The organism is Pseudobacteriovorax antillogorgiicola (assembly GCF_900177345.1).
GTDB classification, from domain to species: domain Bacteria; phylum Bdellovibrionota_B; class Oligoflexia; order Oligoflexales; family Oligoflexaceae; genus Pseudobacteriovorax; species Pseudobacteriovorax antillogorgiicola.
Genome location: NZ_FWZT01000003.1, coordinates 327,103 through 345,309, shown reverse-complemented (window position 1 = coordinate 345,309; position 18,207 = coordinate 327,103). Strand labels below are relative to the sequence as shown.

The 18,207-nt window shown below is 45.7% G+C and carries 13 protein-coding genes and 1 riboswitch; of the genes, 5 read left to right on the top strand and 8 right to left on the bottom strand.

All coding sequences use genetic code 11. The annotated features are described in order from the left end of the window. Nucleotides 1–193: 193 nt before the first annotated feature. The 3 genes from B9N89_RS05865 to B9N89_RS05855 all read right to left on the bottom strand — a co-directional run bounded on the left by B9N89_RS05865 (nucleotide 194) and on the right by B9N89_RS05855 (nucleotide 5,143). Complete coding sequence (locus B9N89_RS05865; protein ID WP_132315887.1) at nucleotides 194–1,000, bottom strand: hypothetical protein; 807 nt, start codon at nucleotides 998–1,000, stop codon at nucleotides 194–196. A 170-nt stretch (nucleotides 1,001–1,170) separates the two neighbouring features. Then, nucleotides 1,171–2,490, bottom strand: coding sequence for a glycoside hydrolase family 5 protein (locus B9N89_RS05860; RefSeq protein WP_132315889.1), 1,320 nt, complete (start codon nucleotides 2,488–2,490; stop codon nucleotides 1,171–1,173). 487 nt (nucleotides 2,491–2,977) lie between these two features. Next, nucleotides 2,978–5,143, bottom strand: coding sequence for an ATP-binding protein (locus B9N89_RS05855; RefSeq protein ID WP_159455173.1), 2,166 nt, complete (start codon nucleotides 5,141–5,143; stop codon nucleotides 2,978–2,980). 303 nt (nucleotides 5,144–5,446) lie between these two features. Here B9N89_RS05855 and B9N89_RS05850 point away from each other — a divergent pair, with 303 nt between their 5' ends. Next, on the top strand, nucleotides 5,447–5,908 hold the full coding sequence (locus tag B9N89_RS05850) for a Csp1 family four helix bundle copper storage protein (protein ID WP_132315893.1): 462 nt from the start codon (nucleotides 5,447–5,449) through the stop codon (nucleotides 5,906–5,908). Between the two features lie 141 nt (nucleotides 5,909–6,049). Beyond that, on the top strand, nucleotides 6,050–6,346 hold the full coding sequence (locus B9N89_RS05845) for an FmdB family zinc ribbon protein (protein WP_132315895.1): 297 nt from the start codon (nucleotides 6,050–6,052) through the stop codon (nucleotides 6,344–6,346). A gap of 33 nt (nucleotides 6,347–6,379) precedes the next feature. Here the strand turns inward: B9N89_RS05845 and B9N89_RS05840 are convergent, their stop codons facing one another. The 5 genes from B9N89_RS05840 to B9N89_RS05820 form a co-directional block, all read right to left on the bottom strand. Further along, nucleotides 6,380–7,636, bottom strand: coding sequence for an adenylate/guanylate cyclase domain-containing protein (locus B9N89_RS05840; protein WP_132315897.1), 1,257 nt, complete (start codon nucleotides 7,634–7,636; stop codon nucleotides 6,380–6,382). Nucleotides 7,637–7,743: 107 nt separating this feature from the next. Next, nucleotides 7,744–9,816 carry a TonB-dependent receptor gene (locus tag B9N89_RS05835; protein ID WP_132315899.1) on the bottom strand — a complete coding sequence of 691 codons (2,073 nt, stop codon included), beginning with the start codon at nucleotides 9,814–9,816 and terminating at the stop codon, nucleotides 7,744–7,746. Nucleotides 9,817–9,828: 12 nt separating this feature from the next. After that, a riboswitch (cobalamin riboswitch) is annotated at nucleotides 9,829–9,946 on the bottom strand. Nucleotides 9,947–10,010: 64 nt separating this feature from the next. Beyond that, nucleotides 10,011–10,532: an acyl-CoA thioesterase gene (locus tag B9N89_RS05830; protein WP_200820674.1), complete on the bottom strand. Its 522-nt coding sequence runs from the start codon at nucleotides 10,530–10,532 to the stop codon at nucleotides 10,011–10,013. A gap of 135 nt (nucleotides 10,533–10,667) precedes the next feature. Next, nucleotides 10,668–12,527: a PP2C family protein-serine/threonine phosphatase gene (locus tag B9N89_RS05825; protein WP_132315901.1), complete on the bottom strand. Its 1,860-nt coding sequence runs from the start codon at nucleotides 12,525–12,527 to the stop codon at nucleotides 10,668–10,670. Nucleotides 12,528–12,606: 79 nt separating this feature from the next. Next, nucleotides 12,607–13,803: a sugar ABC transporter substrate-binding protein gene (locus tag B9N89_RS05820; RefSeq protein WP_132315903.1), complete on the bottom strand. Its 1,197-nt coding sequence runs from the start codon at nucleotides 13,801–13,803 to the stop codon at nucleotides 12,607–12,609. 222 nt (nucleotides 13,804–14,025) lie between these two features. Here B9N89_RS05820 and B9N89_RS05815 point away from each other — a divergent pair, with 222 nt between their 5' ends. The 3 genes from B9N89_RS05815 to B9N89_RS05805 are packed head-to-tail and all read left to right on the top strand — an operon-like array spanning nucleotide 14,026 to nucleotide 18,141. Further along, nucleotides 14,026–15,393 (top strand): hypothetical protein, encoded by a 1,368-nt coding sequence (locus B9N89_RS05815; RefSeq protein ID WP_132315905.1) that lies wholly within the window; start codon nucleotides 14,026–14,028, stop codon nucleotides 15,391–15,393. A 24-nt stretch (nucleotides 15,394–15,417) separates the two neighbouring features. Then, complete coding sequence (locus B9N89_RS05810; RefSeq protein WP_132315907.1) at nucleotides 15,418–17,532, top strand: TonB-dependent receptor plug domain-containing protein; 2,115 nt, start codon at nucleotides 15,418–15,420, stop codon at nucleotides 17,530–17,532. Nucleotides 17,533–17,592: 60 nt separating this feature from the next. Next, entirely contained in the window at nucleotides 17,593–18,141 is a 549-nt protein-coding gene (locus tag B9N89_RS05805; RefSeq protein ID WP_234996070.1) for a YfiR family protein, read from the top strand. Nucleotides 18,142–18,207 lie beyond the last annotated feature (66 nt).

The following is an 18,207-nucleotide window of genomic DNA, read 5'->3' as shown; positions in this document are numbered from 1 at the left end:
TATTTGAGAAAAAAACTTTCGATATCAATCTTCTATCCATGCTCATTAATCACAATTTCGTGACAAAAAGTGGGTTGGGAGTCTAAAAACAGGAGGTTTAGCACAGATAGGTTATATGGCGTGTGACGGCGAATGATAAGGAGCGAGGGCGACCCCCTGGTAGGGAAACTTATACCAGGGGTAACAGTAAAGACTACGGAACGATGTATGTCGCGCTTAGATTGAGATCGAGGTTGGTGTGCATGCAATCCTTACCTTCATCGTTATCACCAGTAGCGATCAAGTCGAGTGCGAGTTGAGTCTTGCCTTTCAAGGCTACTGAGATCGGGGCAATATTGTTTGCTTCAAATTCAAGAGCTATGGGGCCGACCATATCATGGCCAGGAAGAATGCACTTGGAGCCGAGGCAATATTCGCCATCGTCAAAGTTATTGATTTCTGTACCGCGAATCTTTAGGAAATCCCACTGATAAACGTTATCAACGGCATCTAGCCTGCTAGTGATCATTTTGTTAGTGCCAAAGATCACGTGTTTTTCAAGGGTGAAGAACAGAAAGTCATCGTAATGAATCTTTGCGTCTGCCATTGAATTGATCTTTAGATCACATAGCATCGCACCTTCTGGAATTTCGATCATTCTGGTGGTGAATTCCCGTGCTTGGACGAAAGAGTCTTTCGGCTCAAGGTTTGGAGCTACATTCCACTGGCAATCCAAACGCTCTGGGTAGTTTAGTTCCACCATCATGGTTTCTTTAACGACATCTTTGTCTTGGCACTGGTCGATAAGGGCCTTGGTATCATCGATTACAACAACACTATCGTTGGATTCAGTGTCTTTTGTCACTTCAGTAACAACATCGCTATTATCAGGTTGACTTAAAACAGGGGGTGTTTGAACTTCGGGTTCATTTGAGGCACTGGCCTGGTTACCAGCAAAGTTATTATCGTTACAGGAAATTAAACATAGAACTAAAGCGGAGGTCGAGAGTAACTTCATCATTTTGCGCATCCATCAGAGAAAATCAGTACAGCAGCAACGAGCCGGGGCCCTTATCGGCATTTTTCGAAAAATACTTAGCCTTATTGGTAAGTTTTTCTTTAATGTACTGATTTCACTAATGATAATATGAAGAGAAGTCTTACCTGTGGGGTAAGATTTCTCCGACTTAACTACCAGCTGCCAAGCTGCAAGGTAAACGACCCGCTGGCTTGCTTGACGAAGACCTCTAGCTGGCATGCAGCGCTGAGGCCAGCGACCCGTGTGAAGTCACCAGGGGTTTGTCTGATCTCAGCAAGTTGGCCGTCACAGTCTGTGATTGCATAGGTGATGGGATTACCCGAATCCCAAGTTCCCAAGTAGAGTTCACCGCGATCATGTTGATACCGGAAGCAGGAGCCTTGGGTTAACTGGATGGTTGCGCCGTTGGCGAGGACTCTGGAATCCCCAGAGCAGTTCGGATTTGGGGATTCCCCTTGATCATTACCATCCCCTTGACCTGGCTCCCCAATGGGGTCTCCCCCTTGTCCATTCCAATTGAGAACAATATCACGAACAAATGAACCAGATTCGGTTAGCTGCCAATTTTTTAGGGTGTTGGATGTAGGAACCAGTGCCGATGCACCTTCTCGCTTGTCATTGATTGCCCAATTAGCATGGGAAATATGGTTTCTTGCTAGGAAGTCCATCCAGGCTTCGGTTTCTGCATAAGCGACCGCCCCATCGCCATTGGCGTTGACAGTCCCCCACTCAGTGGCAAATAAGGCGATGCCATTTGCAAGAGCTGCCGCAGCTTTATCCCTTAGAGATTGGCCATGGGTTCCAGCGTAGAAGTGAAGAGCATACGCTATGTTTGGGAAGCCTGTAATAGGAGAACGCGATGCGATGTCCACGTCTTGAGACCACGTAGGTGTGCCCACAATAATCAAATTATCGGGATCGATAGCCCTTATAGCTGCTATTACCCTTTCTGCATAAGGTTTTATGACGTTTGTCCATGATACTTTGAGTGGCTCATTATATATCTCATAGATCACATTAGGGTAAGAACCATAACGTCGAGCCATATCCTGGAAGAAAGCGACCGCTTCTTCAGGGTGAGCCTCCGCATGATGCGAGTGCCAATCAATAATCACGTACATATTGTTGGCAATCGCAGCATCAACAACTCGGATGACCTTGTCCTTATTACTTTTTGGAGACTGCAAATAACCACCGTCTAGCTCAACTCCCATAGCTGCGCGAACGAGTTTTGTCTGCCACTGGCTCTTGAGGTAGGACACTGTTTCAGAGTTATAGAATTTTTCCCCCTCCCAACCATCGTTACTCCAAAAAAGGCTGGCCCCTGCATAGCTCTTTATCTGGCCACCAGATAGGATATGCCTACCCTGGACTGTGAGGGGCTCCACAGCCAGTACCGGGAGTGCGTAGCTGCTCGTAATGAGCCCACCCAACAGTAATGTCTTGAATAGATTCGAAATCTTTTTTTTCATGTTTAAATCCCTTTAAATAAAATCTGCGCGGTGCCATTCGTTGGCATTGTCCAGAGCGAGGCTTAGTGCTCTGAACAATCTCGAAGCTAGCAAAGGCTTGGTTTGGCGAGAAGATTAGCAATCTAAGTTTTCTAAAAATTACCATCGAGAATGGCACCAGCTGAAGACTCTTCTTTCCAGTAGGATTAGATTTTGTGCCAATCAGTTTCTAGTCTTGACATCTTTTTTTGTGGTCAATTAAAAAAACTTTACTTCCAGAGGGGCCTTCATCAAGGGGAAGAGTCTAAATGTTGCATTTAAAAAGTAAATGCTGCGTTGAGCCTTGAGATCGCGATAAAAATTTAAATTACGTTAGCTTAAAGAGTTTTGTCAGGAAGTCGTTAAGAATGTCTTTGTAAGACAAATGGGCGGTAACAATTTTTTATCATACAATTATGTGTCAAGTCACTATATTTGAATATGCCTTTATTTAGGCTTAACACTTTCTTCAAAAGCCTTCTGCTGCTGGAGACTTGCCGCCATCGAGCTGAACTTCAAAATGTTTAACCGGAAGGTGAATACGAAACTTAAATGGGACGAAGCCCTGCCGCTCTGAACCAGTAATGATAGCGTCTATACTACCGTCGATGCTTTCTAGCTCCGCTCGAACGGCAGCCATCCCAACACCACGGCCTGATAGCTCTGTAGCTTCTTTCTTCGTTGAAATTCCATCGAGAAAAATAGCTTCTGTGATGGGTGCCCCGGGCTTAAGGGTAATATCACCGGATTCCAGCTTACTCTTTAGAGCTCTTAGGTTGAGGCCTTGACCGTCATCACTTATCTCCAAGCTGATATGTTGCTCATTCAAATCTAGTGCGAGTTCGATGCGACCTGCTTCAGGTTTGCCAGCTTTGATGCGTTCTGAGGGAGGCTCGATCCCGTGGTCGATGGCATTGCGAAATAGGTGGGTCAGACACTTTTTTAGAACGACTCTCACATCTGGATTTTGGACGAAAACGATATCGTTTTTGACTTCGATTTTTGGCGCTGGTTTATTGAGTTTGGATTGTGCGACTTTCCCGATGTTTATGGCGATAGGTTCCACTATCTTGCGGAACGATTTTTTATAGAGTTTTTGTAGGGCGAAGATGAACGACTCTGGAATTTCTTGGGTACCATATTCTTTGATAAAGTTTTCGATAGTTGGAACTTCGATAAACTCCATCTCTAAGCTACGGCCCAAAGTTTCCTCGTTGACCGAAGTATATATTAAAAGCTCCGCTTCTATTGTTCTAATCACAGAGTCAAGTCGTCCGTGTAGTAATCCAAGCTCTTGGGTGTGTCCGCGCAGCTCAGAAAGCTCTTTCTCGCCATGATGGAGAACTTCACTAAAACCAGCAAGATGATAGGTGACTGTTAGTCCCTTGATTGTATGAATATTGCGATAAATAATGGCTAAGGCTAAGCCTGGGTCATTGTCTTCTCGATCAAGTTTATGAACTTCTTTCTTCGCATCATCTATGAGCTGATGCGCGACATAGAGAACCTCTACACTCTCCTCAGCTTTGATACCAAGAAGTTCGATGACAATGCTATTGCGCTTCTCAGCATCCAGACTATGGGCGCGAAGATTAAGGATTTCTGTAACATCCCGAATAACAACAACACAAGCCGTCACGGTGTCTACATCATTTGTAATCGGGCGCCATGTCATTTCACAGGTACGATGGTTTTGATCACTTCCGAAAGGCGAAAGGTTTAGTTTCTGAGGAAGTACGTGGGCATTAACTTGAAACTGGATCACATCTTCATCCAGTGATAGGGAGAGGGTGTTTCTAAGGGTATCCTTTTGGTGGGCGTTGAGGTCGGACCGCCCAAAGAATACCGCCATCGGGTCCTGCTTATAGAGTCTCTCGTCCTTGCCAGAAATAGTCTGAGCGAAGCTAGAATATTCTTTACCAATCGTGAGCTGGCCTTGATGACTTTCAATGGTGAAGATTGCATCTGGAATACTTGAAAGGATGGAGTGGGATCGCCTGGCATTTTCTTGGACCTTCATGGTCAAAATAAAGCCCTTTTTGGTAGTGAAATCTTTATAAATAAAGATAAAAACTCCAACAGCACAAAATGTGAGATACAGGAAACCTCCATGCTTGAAGATGATGTCGAGGAACGGGAGAGGGGACATGATCACGTTGAAGGCCACTACAAGTTGACCAATCCCAAACCATCGGATGTAATAACGAGTTCCCTGATTTTCGAAAAGACCATGACCCACTGGCATTGTGGTAATAGCGAGAAGGTAGAACAAGATTTCGTTTCCAGAAAGGAGTGGAAAGAGAAAGCCAAGGCCTGCGTATCCTGAGATGGATGCCACTCCTCCAGAGTTCTCATTGAGTCGACCTAATCTATATAGACTGTAAACCACAACATTCCAAAGGAATACTCCTATTCTCATCACTAGGAATTTGTCGAGAGTTGCATGGTCTTGCACCACGAATAGATCTACTAAAAACCAAAGGGGAAAAATGATAGCCATGCAGATGAAAACGATAGGGGCGCTGGCTGCCGTCAATTCGTCTTTATGTTTTTTCCATTCTGCATGATACTTATCAATAGTCTCGTTCAGATGACGATAGCTGGATAAGAACTCGATATTTTTGAATCTAGACAAATTTGTCTCGTAAAAAATTTTGACGCCTCTATGAACCCCATCGGTACTTATTCCTAGGACAATCATTTTATATTGGTAAGTTTTACTGAGGATTTCAGCTATTAAGCTTGGAAACAATATGCCTGTTGTTGAGATACGACTGAGTTGTAACACCTCGATGGACTAGCTAAACTAGGACCTTTTGCGAGACAGTTTTCTTGGTTCTGAGGTCCACAAGATTTTTATGGTAGCGAAGCTCTAAGGCTGTATAATCGGGGTTTTATTAAGTGAAGATAGAAATAACTAAGCTTAGGGGAGGATCCTGTGGATCGTAGAACTTTCGTGGCGGGTGCTGGTGCACTAGCTGGCACTGTAGCATCGTCGACGCTCATGGCAAAGAATGATCACCACCATCATCATGGCAAATCTCGGGTATGGACCAAGGCTGAAAAGAACTTAGTCTCAGTGGGTGAATCCTGTGTTTCATCGGGTAAAATATGTACTTCTCACTGTATTGATCAGCTGATGTCTGGTAATACTAAGATGGCAGAATGCCATCAATCTGTCTTAAACATGACGGAAGTGGTGCAGACTATGGTCAATACCATCATTCATGGTGGCGGTTCTAAGAAGAGTCAGAAAGCACTTGCTGAAACCTGCATTCTCTATTGTGAAGACTGTAAAAAGTCCTGTGAAGTTCATGTCAAACATCATAAGGAATGCAAGGACTGCGCTGAGTCCTGCGATGAGTGTATCAAAGCCTGCCAGATGTATTTGAAAGCATGAGAGTTGTAAGTTAGGGGTATCGTCGCTGCTCTGGCTGGAAATTTGCTGAGACTTGATGATCAAGCCTGGTTCTGAGTATATCTGCTAGAATGAATGGAAAGGCTAGAAAACCTTTCCATGGACTTATAGGATACTCAAATCATGCCAATTTACGAGTTTACTTGTAGTGATTGTGGTCACCAAGAGGCGATCCTTAAGAAATTAGGCGATCGAACGGCAACCTGCCCGCAATGTCATAGTCTAAACTTTAAGAAGGTTATAAGTCCCTGTCATGGTCGGGTTGCAGGGATTGGGGCGCCGCGCACCGCGAGCCAAGCTCCAGAAAGGGAGCAAAAAACCGCCCCATCCCAGGGATTTTCTTGTGCGCATGGCCGGGCCTCGAAGCTTATCAAGTCTTACGAGAAGCAATATCGTGTTCCCGAAGTGCACGGCAAGTAGACATTGTTTGCCTTTCCGTGGAGTCCAGGGACTTTAGGAGGCTTCAGGTTCTGCCACCGGATGAGCTTTTCGCTTGAGCACCCAGTAAGCGCTGAGAGGTTCATCTTTACCTTTGACTTCTACCATCCCACGTAATTCACAGTCGAAGGAATTTTGAATTCTGTCGAAGACTGGTTTGGTAACCTGAATCTGTCCTGGTAAGCAGGTCGATTGCATTCGTGAGGCCGTATTAACCGTGTCTCCCCAAAGATCGTAAATAAATTTCTTCTTGCCAATGACTCCGGCAACCACAGGACCTGAATGAATCCCAACCCGTAGCTGAATTTTGATGGGTGAGGTGGTGTTGAAATTTTCGACCGACTCAAGAAGGTCCAAAGCGAAACTAGCGAGTGTTTCAGCGTGGTGAGGGCAGGGTTGAGGTAGTCCGGAAACTACCATATAGGCATCCCCGAGCGTTTTTATTTTTTCTATGGGATAGCCTTCACATAAGTCATCAAAACTAGAGAATAGTTGATTTAGGATTGTTACGAGTTCTTTGGCAGAAAGGGCGGAAGCCAGTCGGGTGAAGCCGACGATGTCCGCAAATAGCACACTGGTATGCTCGTAGTCATCGGCAATGATTTTGGGCTGGCCTTTGAGTCGCTGAGCGACAGGAGCCGGTAAAATGTTTCGCAGTAACTGATCGGAGCGGCTCCGCTCCGATTCTGCTTCTTTCATCGCACGGCCAGCGACAGAGTTGAAGTAGTGGGTCCAGGTAACCACGTTAATGGCGACACCGATGATATTCAGCAAGGCCAGCCATGTCATGACCTGAGAGCTTAGCTGGATTTGTGGTGCTGTTTCTCTCATGAAAAAGAATAGGCTAAGAAGAGCGATCAGGCTGGCGAGTGATAGGATGCTTTTTAAGAGCACTTCGGTATGCAAGGCTAGATAGGGGGCCATCAAGCCAAGAATTAGGAAGTACTGAAAATTGCTCTCTAGCCCGAGTAGGTAAACGGCGTAGACTTGATGTGAAATCAACTCAATACTAGCAAGGCTTATCGTTAGTGAGCGGTAGCCACGCTCATTGACCCACATCAAAAGGAAGAAAAAGCTGGAACTAAAGATGTTAAATAGCGAAAGCTGCCAGATATCAAGAAACCAGAAGAGAAAGATCCACGACCCGTGTATGCTTCCACCGAGAAAGTACGCAACCTTGCAAACCATATAGGAACGATCGTAGTTGCTACGTCGGAAATAGTCGATAAGATCGGACCAAAGATGGTGGGGTTCCGCCTTAGCCTGGTTCATGGTTCCTCAGCTGCTGATAGGGAGATCACCACTCTATTGTAGTTTCTTAATAAGGCTGAGGGCAGGGAAGAACTTGCCTTTACCCGCAAGGAGTAAAGGCAATGCAGCTAGAACATGTAACTCAAATGAGTTCTAACACTACGAGGCTCTACAGGGTGGAAGTGGCGATCGTCTTGAGGTTCTACTTCGCCAGGAAGACGAGATGCATAGTAGTATTCAATATCGTTATCCTTACTATCAAAGATATTAAAAACATCAAGAGTGATACGAAACTGCCCCCATTGATAGCCAGTACGCAAATTTACAAGGCTAGTGGCTGAAGATCGCTGAGAACCGTCTGCTGTAAGCGGGCGTTCTCCGAGGTAGCGCAATCTTAGGCCTGCAAGTAGGCCGTTGCTCATGTTCCCATAAACGCCTCCGCTTACAACCAAGGGAATGTGCCCTTCGACCTCCCGGCCTTCGTTGTCAGGGTCACTGCTGTAGCGAGCATCGGATTGAGCAATTTCTAGATCGTAGGTCCAGTTTGTATTGGGGCGGTAGTATGTGGTCCATTCAATGCCTCGTCGGACGCTTGCTCGGGAAGCCTCAGTGCTACCCTCGTCGCCCACATAGATTAGTTCAGAGTCTGATTCCAACTGCCAAATCCCAACCGATAGATTGATTCGTGACGATGGGCTCCAGGCAAGACCTGTTTCATAACCAAGTGATCGGACAATAGGGTCAGCATCTTCAGCCTCTGGATCGTCCGATATTTCAGTGGCTAAGACTCCTTTGAAATCGTTGCTATGAAAGCCTTGGCCAATAGCCAGGTAGCTTTCAAGGCCTTCGCCAACCCGATAGGCGAAGCTCCCCTTGAGGCTACCCATAGTGACTCGATCCGAGGCGCTTTTCTGATTAACTAGATTGCGCACTTGGTAGTCATAGGAATCGACTCGGTACGATATATTGCTTCGCAGATCAGTGCTCAAGCCTAACTCTGTGGAGGAATAAAGGCTGAGATTCGATATCTGAGCTTCATGTTCTGACTGTGTTTCTATAATGTCTTGTTCTTGTGTTCTGTAAAGGCCAGTCTCCAAGTCTGTATCTACTTGTCCTTCGATTCCGAAACGTTGTTGGATCGGAACTCCGGCAATTTGTAGGTTTTGTTGCCACTCCCCGTTAGCCCCGAATACGCGGCGGCTATCGACTTGGGAAAACTGATCGCCATTTGCCTCATCGATGAAGTAGGTGAAATTATTGATGAGCTTTAGGTCGTAGTCGATAGCGTAGGCATTGAAGCTGATCCTAGCTTGATCCAGCTGTCTTTGCCACTGCATGGCGAGCGAGTTTCGTTTGGTTTCTCCGCCGACCTTGTCATCGATGACTGCCAATCGATTGATAAGACCTGCTTCAACAGCTCGGCTAGGAACCTGTTCGGCTGAGTTCCACCGATTATCATAGGCCATTAGGCTAATGGAGAGGTGATCCCGACCCCACGAAAAGTTCTGCTTGGCAAAGCCATTTAGCTTCTCAACATTCTCATCAATACCTTGCCAAGGCCCATCATATTGCTGGGCTTCAAATGCATAGGTGAAGCTGCGTTGATGATCGCCAATGCTATCCATAATAAGCGTGCGGCCGTAGCCATAGCTACCACCGCCAATAAGGGCTTCGCCATGGCCTAGTCGATCGAATGTTGAGAGCTTTGCATAACCGGCGCTAGAAAAGTCTCCTGAATCTGCGTAGTAAGGACCCTTGCGATACTCAAGGCTTTCAATGACTTCGGGAATAATGAAGTTCGCATCGCTGTAGCCTTGGCCATGGCCATGGGACCTCATATTGATGGGCATTCCATCGATGGACATTCTGAAGTCTGTGCCATGGTCAAGGTTAAAACCTCGGCCAAAATACTGATTCGCCTTACCTGAGCCACTATGCTGGGTGGCAATGAAGCCAGGAACGAATTCGATGATCTCCCCTGTTCGGCTTAAGGGCCGTTGGCTGATCTCCGCCTGGCCCACCTCTCCTTCACCGGCAGTGATCGACTCCCCAATGCGATTGGTGCGACTACCTTTGATTTCCATGGTTTCGAGACGTTCTTCTCCGGTGGGTGGTGGCTCGATTTCGGAAGATTGTCCGTAGCTAAGAGTACTAGCTGAAAGGGGCACAGAAAGAATAAGCAATAGACGTTGCTGGTACATGAAACCTCCTCGGGTCGTACGCTTATAGAGATGGGATCTGGCTTGCTCGTTAGAACTTACAGTTGCGGGACAGCACAGGATTCCCACCTGTTTCACCATCGTTTATAAAATTTCAAGTCGTGTGATATCATCAGTTTACAAAGCACGCAAGGTTATCTTGGAAAGAATGCTAGAAGAGTGCAGGCTTAAGCGAATCAGTCGTCGTCGCGAATCGGGGACGATGGCAATTGAATGTGATCTTCGTCAGCCATCATCTGCCTGAGTTTGCGGCGAATGGTGATTCTATTTTTTGCCTGTTCGAACCGCTGCTTTTCCAATTCGGTCTGCGGCTCCAAGGGAGGGATGGTGCTCGGCCTATGATCGCTTCCCATGGCCACCATGGTTAGATAGGCGCTGGCTGTATGAAACACTTCTCCAGTATTACCATTCTCAGCATCAATGCGGACACCCACTTCACAGCTAGTTTTACCAGCATAGTTAACCATCGCCTTTAGGGTTACGATCCAGCCTAGCCTAACAGGGGAAAGAAAGTGAAGGGTGTCAACGGATGCTGTTACAACGTCTCTACGGCAGTGGCGGGTGGCACAAATTCCAGCTGCAATGTCGACCCAAGACATTATCACTCCTCCAAAAACACTACCGTGAGGATTGGTATGCTGTGGCATAACAACTTCAGTCATCGTTACTGCCGTTTGCTGAGGATAGATAGCCCGCATGGTCCGATTCCTGATCTCCGTTAAAACATAGGAACTTTATCGGTTGTTGATTTCGTTAGTTGAGGTTGGTAGTGTTTGAAGAAACTTGGGTAATGTTAACTATTAAAGAATTGCTTGTGATTTTATTATGTCTTTTTATGGGCGGTATTGAATTGCCAAGTAGGTACAATCATCTTCAATTTTCTGATCGCCCCAAACGCGAACAGTAAGTCCAGTGATAGCATCAATCATACTGCGTGCGTCGGCGGCATCTTCAAGGGTCTTCAGGAGCATCCTGGGGCTGATGGTACTTCCAGCCTGGCTAGCGTTCTCTAGTAATCCATCGGTATACAGAAATAGAGTATCATGGACATTCAATGGAAACTCACAGTAGCCAAAATTAGGTTGCTCAAAAAGTCCTAAAGGAGAACCACCTTTTATAATGGTTCGAACCCCTGATTTATTCTTGAGTGCAATCCCCGTGTGTCCGGCATTGAGATAGTGGCAGCGATGTCTGAGTGTGTCGATACATAAGATGGTCATCGTCATGAGATGGCCAGCACATTTCCCCGTATCGATGACTACCTGATTGAATTTATCAGCAATTTGGTGAAGAAGATTCTTATGATCGTTCTCGTGATCACTGATTACTTCGAGGCCCGCGCGGGAGGCGCCCGCGACGGCACCGGTTACTAATGCAGACGACATGTCGTGACCAGTAACATCGCCGATCATTACCACCAATCGGTTTTTCGTGGTGTCTTCAAAATAGCTGTACCAATCACCACCCATGAAACCAGCAGTCCGATAGCAACTTGTGATGGTGACTCGTGAACGAATCTCGGGATGACGGAGCAATGCTTCTTGAACAGCTTTTGCGGCATCGCGTTCCTTTTTTTGGAGTCGGTGAATCTCCTCGGATCGTTCATCCAACTTTCGGTTGAGATCGGTTTTAGAGTTGCGAACAGCCTCGCCGAGATCACCAAGTAGATCAACCAATCGACTGAATTCAACAAACTTCATTTTTGGCAAACGATAGCTATAGTTGGCATCCTTGTAAGCACTGACTAAATCTCCAATTCTTGCCAATGGTTTGGCGATCAATCGACCTAGGTGGAATGCTAGGGCCAAAGTTAGAAGTGAGATCAATGTGACAAGCACGACGATATCTTGAACGTCCTCAAAAATCTCTCCATACCGGGAAGACTTTGTTTCAGCTGTGATCAGTCGAATATTGATAGGCTGATCTGGTGCAATATCAGCAAGAGCTAGTTGAGTTATGGATTTGATCCAGGTGTCATCTGTGATTCGAGGGGGAGTGTCTAGCAAGGAATTGTACCAAGTTTGTTCCTCTTTTTGTATGTCTAGCACACGATCCTGATTGAAAGCAGGCGTATGCTTCTGAAGCAGAACTTCAATGGGAATCACTAAGACTAAAAACCCCACTCGCCGGCTTTTATCACCGATCACCGGTTTGCCAACCAATATATGAGATGAAGAGCTTAAACTTTTCCTGTCCACGCGATTCAAGCTGGATAGCTCTCTAAGGATTTCAGAAAAGTCGGAGTTAGACATAAGATCGACGAAGATTTCCCTGGACCCTTCAGGGAGACTTGCGAGTGCATTTGTGATGTATTCAGAATCCTCGATGGAAAGAATTTCTGGAATGGTTTCTACTACGTTGGCACTCTCATCGAAAAGATAGATGCCGGTGACCATGGGGTAGCGCTCTTGGTAGCGCTCTAGCACTCGTCGGGCTGCTCCCGAGAATACTAGGCTGCTGACACCAAGCCTTATTTCCTGAGTTATAGCTAGAAACTCAAGGCTATGGGTAATGAGTCGCAAGTCGTGCAAGATCGCATCCGAGATTTTCTGGCCTCGAAGTGAGAGTTCTTCTTCAGCATGATCCCAAACCAAATCGTAGACCACCTTGCCGGTTGGCAGGGATACGATTAGAATCGGCAATAGCGCTGATATTAGAATTGCCGAAAGTATGAGTAGCCGGAAGCTTTTCAACGTTTACCCCAAAATCTGATTAGATGCACCAAATTCTCTGAAGTATTCAAAGGGACAATTATTTTTTTAAACTCCAGATCTAATGTGTCAATCGTTCCTGCTCCATTGCTTCGATAGCAAGTTTCTGCATAAACTCGCTTGCGGTTTTTTCGGGCATGGGTTTTTCTCGGGTCCGCAATGCTTCGTAGCGCAGCCAGCCCTTTCTTAGGGCTTCCCATATATAAACCATGCTAGGAAGGTTCGGCATAGGCTTACTCACTTCAAGTTGCTTCAAGACCATCTTCTTTTGCTGGCTAGCGCTTCGTTTTAGTTTATTGAAGGAGCTACCGACTGCGGGAATCAGGCCATGCTTTATCCAACTTTCTTGGGTACGAGGAGCGCGAAAATATCGAGCAAGCTGGATCAGGGTATTACTCTTCGGCCCACTGAGTGCTTGTTTTGGAAAAAAGAGGCTAATTGTAGAATACATGGCATTTAAACTTTTGCCGTTGAATGTGGGTAAAGGTGAGACTCCGAAGTTTGGACCGAACTTTTTTTGGAACTCGGCAAATGCCCAAACACCATTCACTGAATAAGCAAACTTGCCATCGATGAAATCCTTATGTCCACACTGGTATGTGCAGTCCCGAGCGATGACACTTCCCAATTCGTAGTAAGCGCGCAATGCTTCTTCCATCCTTGGTCCCGATAGATTGGGTTTGCCTTGTTCGGTAACTGGCCACACACCATAAGCTGAAAGAAACGAAAGCAACCAAAATGGCTCTCGGTATTGCCAGCCAATAGTTCCAATGCCTCGGGCACGAAAAGCCTCCTTTTGAGACGCAATTTCGTTGAAGTCTGAGATGGGGGTCTTTACAAACTCCTTGTTATAGTAGAGCACAAGATGGTTCCCGCCCAAGAAGGGAGCGCCGTAGTAGTTAGCACCAATTTTTATTGTTTCATCAAAGGGTTCGATGGTTTTTAGGGGGATAGGTGACAAGTCTAGTGTTTGGTACAAGCCAGCAAAGTCTCCTGCGGCAATAAAAACATCTGGTAACTTGTCTTCCTGTGCAGCGCTAATCAGAGAGGGCTTGATATCAGAGTTTTGAAATTCTCTGGCTTCTACAGTGATTCGATGATCTTCTCCAAATTTTGTCAGCAGGATTTCCAAGTGTCTCGCAACCGTTTGTTCCTGGAATGAATGCCAAAGGACTAAACGGTCTTTAGCCTGGGTGGAGCCAGTAACAAGGCCTACCGCTAGTATAGCAAATAGGGTGTTGCATTTATTTTTCAACATGATCCAATCCCTAGAGATTCCTATTGTATCGTTTATTCGGATTTTGACGATGAATTGTGATAACGGTCGCTAGGCAAAAAGTTCCACACAAAATGAAAGTGCGAGAGCGGGAGAGCTTCTTGATCAGCAAAAATCTGTTTGCTTATCAATAGCCTGCCTGCAATAATTACCCATGTTCAATAGAATCAATTGACGAAACTTTATCTCGCTTGAGGAATGGTTATGCTACAAGCCAACACCTATGGCGCTTTGCTTTCATGCTACCTGATCATTCTGGGAGCTGCTGCTTGCGGCTTTCAGGACTTCGATGACATCGAGGATTTTATCGAAGTGTCAGGTTCCATAGATAAGGATACCACTTGGTCATCAAGTAAAGAGTACCTTCTTATTGGCCAGGCCTTCGTTCAATCTGGAGTCACCTTAACAATCGAGCCGGGAACAACGATTCGCTCGATTGCTTCAGACGTCCAAGGTTTAGCTCCAGCACTGATCATTAAACCTGGGGCAACTATTATAGCCAATGGAACTGCTGAACAACCCATTACGTTTACGTCGTCCACAGATGATGCGAATCTACCAGCACGGGGGTTATGGGGTGGCTTGATCATCTTGGGGCAAGCGCCGGTTAATGCCAGCCTTGAGAAGAGAGTTGTAGAAGGGGTCGCTGGAGTAAGCTACGGTGGAGACGATGCCGAGGATAGCAGTGGTATTCTTCGCTACGTGAGGATTTGGTATGGTGGGCGAAACATCGGTGAAAATAACGAGATCAATGGTCTGACTCTGGCAGGGGTGGGGCGTGGAACGACCATTGAGCATATTGAAGTTGCCTGGAACCAAGATGATGGTGTGGAGTTTTTTGGTGGTACGGTCGATGCCAAGTATGTATCGGTCTTGTTTGTTCGTGATGATGCTATTGATACTGATCTTGGCTATCAAGGACGACTGCAACATATCTTTACCCTTGCTGGCCGTGATTTGGCTGGTAGGGCCTTTGAAATGGACAATGACGGCAGCAACTATGATGCCTCACCCCGATCATTTCCTATTGTTTGCAATGCTACCCTACTAGGCCCTACAAGTTCGATTCCCGAAGCAGATCTTGATGAGGATGGAGACAATGTAACCGATCAGGGGGATCAAATGATCCGTTTGAGAGAAGGTACGGGTGGCGACTTTCGTAACATCGCTATACAGGATGGCAATGGGGTCTGTATGCGCGTGAGCGATTCTAGAACACAAGAAATTTTAAGTCAGGTAGAACCAACTGAAGCTGGTAATACTGACCTACTATATGTGTCATCAAATATTTTTGGCTCAAATTGCGGTGGAAGCACGGTTCATTCAAGTAATGCTGGCGCTCTCACTTTACAGGAACTTGATCCTCTACTAACGACTGTGAATATTGATGCCAATAACCAGGGCAGTCTTGATCCTCGCCCGCAATCTTCCAGTCCCCTTCTAGGTAGTCAGATCGATAGCTGTAGGTCTGATGGCTGGTTTGATGCGACAGAGTATTCAGGAGCTTTTAGTGGCACAGACAACTGGCTATCTGGTTGGTCTTGGCTTTCAGAACATGGCTTTCTTGACTAGATAATAACTGTGATAGGAACTGTTATGGAATTGAGCAAACATACTCTCACTTCTGGGGCTAAGCTCAAGTTGTCCGTCAGGCTGATTGTGCTATTCCTGATGGTTTTGGGAGCCGGGAATGCCTCATCACAGGACGACGATTACCTCGATCTTGATCTGGAAGATCTCCTTGATATAGAAATCATCGAGCTAGTGACGAAAAAGGTGGAACCTTTGATGGATTCATCGTTGCCTGTATCAGTGCTTCAAAGAAAGGATATCATCGCATCGGGTGCTACATCAATCCCAGAGGCATTACGCTTGATGCCAGGGGTGATTGTTAGAGAACAAAGCTCTGGAGTCTATGATGTCCATATCCACGGCTATGATGATGTTTCTACCAATAAGCTCCTACCTTTTCCCAATAGCACGATCATGCTGGTGATGATCGATTATAGAGTGGTTTATAACTACTTTTCCGGAGGGGTGTTTTGGGAAACCTTACCAATTGAGATTCATGATGTGGAGCGGATTGAGCTAATTCGGGGGCCTTCGTCAGCGCTCTACGGCCCCAATGCAGTGACAGGGGTTTTAAATATTGTCACGAGATCCGTCACTCATGGATCGATGACACAATCTGCCTATGTTAATGGCAATGGGGCGGAAAATTACGTGGGTGGAGCGGCTCTGAGCTATCCCATTTCTAAAAACACCAGCCTGCGTCTATCAGTCAACCACAGCCAACGTGAGAGGCCTGATGCAAAGTACTATGATTGGACAGCTGGTGAGTATCGAGACTTCGATCGATTGACCTCAACTTTGAGTCAACCTGATATAGAAAACCTTGATGATCCGGCTTATCGAATTTCAAATCCAGATGAACGTTACCCTGACCCAGAAACGTCGTTAAAAAAAGGCGGAGTAAATTTAGAGCTTCATCACAAATTCTCTAGTCAGTCCTATCTTAAGGTGACAGGTAGTTCTCAAAAATCACTTAGTCAGAAAGTTGCGGTCAATAGCTTCTCAACGCCACTCACTAGCTTTGAATCGGATACCAGCCATCTCGATCTTCGGTTAAAGCTTGAAGACCTTTCTGTCCAGATATCCACAATTCAAGGGGAGCAAGAAAGCCTTGGCTTTTCCGAGTGGAGTTACAAGATGCAGGTTTTAGATGCACTTGTGGATTATACAAGTCAAGTGGCCGGGATCTTGATCCGTCCTGAACTGAGTATTCGGCAGGCCAGCTATGATGGTGACTTTATCGATGGAAAACAGACACTATCTACTACTGCTCTTGCCGTATTCGCCGAGAAGCCGCTCTTCAAAGATCGGCTACGGCTATTGGGGGCAGCTCGCATTGATCAGTACGATAAGCCAAATACCCAATACGGTTCCTATCAGCTCTCAGCACGATATAAGGTGAATCTTGATCATATTTTTCATACATCTGTTTCGAGAGCGAATCGAGCTCCGTTTATGGTTGATAACTTTTTGAGCTATAAAATTTCAACAGATGCAGCCGATATTTTCTATCTAGGGAATGATGAGTTAGAACTCATGACAACCGATTCATTCAGTCTTGGTTATCGCGGACGTTTTTCACGCAGCTTACTATTAGATCTCAACCTATTTTCATCGTCTATCTATAAATTGAGTGATCTTGAATACCTCTCTAGTGAAACAGTAGACGACAAGGCTCAAATAACCTGGAAATATGACAACATCAACCGTAATGCTAAACAGATTGGGACAACCTTAAGCCTCAAAACATCGCCTTTGGATATTCTACAGTTCAATCCCTATTTGACCTTCCAGCAGACTAGTTACTACGATAAGGAAGATGAGGACGAGTCCTTCACTGAATCGACACCTGAGTTGTATGGCGGTTTTACCTTAGAACTGCGACCTGTAGAAAAAGTCGCTATTAACCTGCACGGGTATCATTTAGGGGAACAAACATTTCGTAACTACAATGAAACAGAAACTGATGTGATTAGTGCTGTAACGATTCTTAATGCCAAGGTCTCTTATCAAGTAACCTCGTTAGTTGATATTTTTCTCAATGGCCGGAATTTAACTGCGAGTGATGAAAGCCAATACGGCTATGCGGATAGCTTATCAGCCACCTACTTTATTGGAATCAATAGCCCTGCGCTCTAGTGGAGATTAGAACTTGTTCACAAATACAACTGCGGTTATGAGGTCAGAATGAAATATTTCATGAGATATATCTGGATTCTCCTCATTGGGGTACTCTTTAGAGAACGATTATGGGCAGCCGATGTTCCACCTAAGTTTCAAGGTGTGCTAACAGCTAAGGTGCTGAAGTATGATCGGAATCTAGAAGATCGTGTCAAACAAACTATTGTGATTGGTTTTGTCTTTAGTTCGAAAAATGAGGAGTCGAGATCTCACGAAAATAACTTCTTCGAGCCATTTAGCACGATTCTAGAGAAACAAAAGATTAAGAATATGGAGGTTGAGGTAAAGAAAATCGATCTTGCATCACAAGATCTTGCCAAGGTATTGGAAGATAAGAAGATCTCGAATGTATATATCAGCAAGGGGATTGAGGAGCAGGTCTTAGCTAGCCTGGAAAAGCTGCCAAATAAGAGGGTTTTGTCCTTCGCTGGAATTCGTAGCATGGGGATTTGTGTGTCTTATGAGTTGATACAAGGTAAGCCCAAGATTTTTGTCAATATGGATGCCAGTAAAAAGGCAGGTGCTGAGTTTGATGCCCGATTTCTCCGGGCTGCGGAAAAGATCTGACCCACCACGATCACTTGGGCAATCCTTGCCCGGTTAGCTATGGCGATTCCAAACAGTACCTCGTCT

What these genes read in the sequence shown, in the direction of transcription:
- B9N89_RS05865 (WP_132315887.1), bottom strand. Translation starts at nt 1,000, where the DNA reads ATGATGAAGTTACTCTCGACCTCCGCTTTAGTTCTATGTTTAATTTCC.
- B9N89_RS05860 (WP_132315889.1), bottom strand. Translation starts at nt 2,490, where the DNA reads ATGAAAAAAAAGATTTCGAATCTATTCAAGACATTACTGTTGGGTGGG.
- B9N89_RS05845 (WP_132315895.1), top strand. Translation starts at nt 6,050, where the DNA reads ATGCCAATTTACGAGTTTACTTGTAGTGATTGTGGTCACCAAGAGGCG.
- B9N89_RS05840 (WP_132315897.1), bottom strand. Translation starts at nt 7,636, where the DNA reads ATGAACCAGGCTAAGGCGGAACCCCACCATCTTTGGTCCGATCTTATC.
- B9N89_RS05835 (WP_132315899.1), bottom strand. Translation starts at nt 9,816, where the DNA reads ATGTACCAGCAACGTCTATTGCTTATTCTTTCTGTGCCCCTTTCAGCT.
- B9N89_RS05830 (WP_200820674.1), bottom strand. Translation starts at nt 10,532, where the DNA reads ATGCGGGCTATCTATCCTCAGCAAACGGCAGTAACGATGACTGAAGTT.
- B9N89_RS05820 (WP_132315903.1), bottom strand. Translation starts at nt 13,803, where the DNA reads ATGTTGAAAAATAAATGCAACACCCTATTTGCTATACTAGCGGTAGGC.
- B9N89_RS05815 (WP_132315905.1), top strand. Translation starts at nt 14,026, where the DNA reads ATGCTACAAGCCAACACCTATGGCGCTTTGCTTTCATGCTACCTGATC.
- B9N89_RS05810 (WP_132315907.1), top strand. Translation starts at nt 15,418, where the DNA reads ATGGAATTGAGCAAACATACTCTCACTTCTGGGGCTAAGCTCAAGTTG.
- B9N89_RS05805 (WP_234996070.1), top strand. Translation starts at nt 17,593, where the DNA reads ATGAGATATATCTGGATTCTCCTCATTGGGGTACTCTTTAGAGAACGA.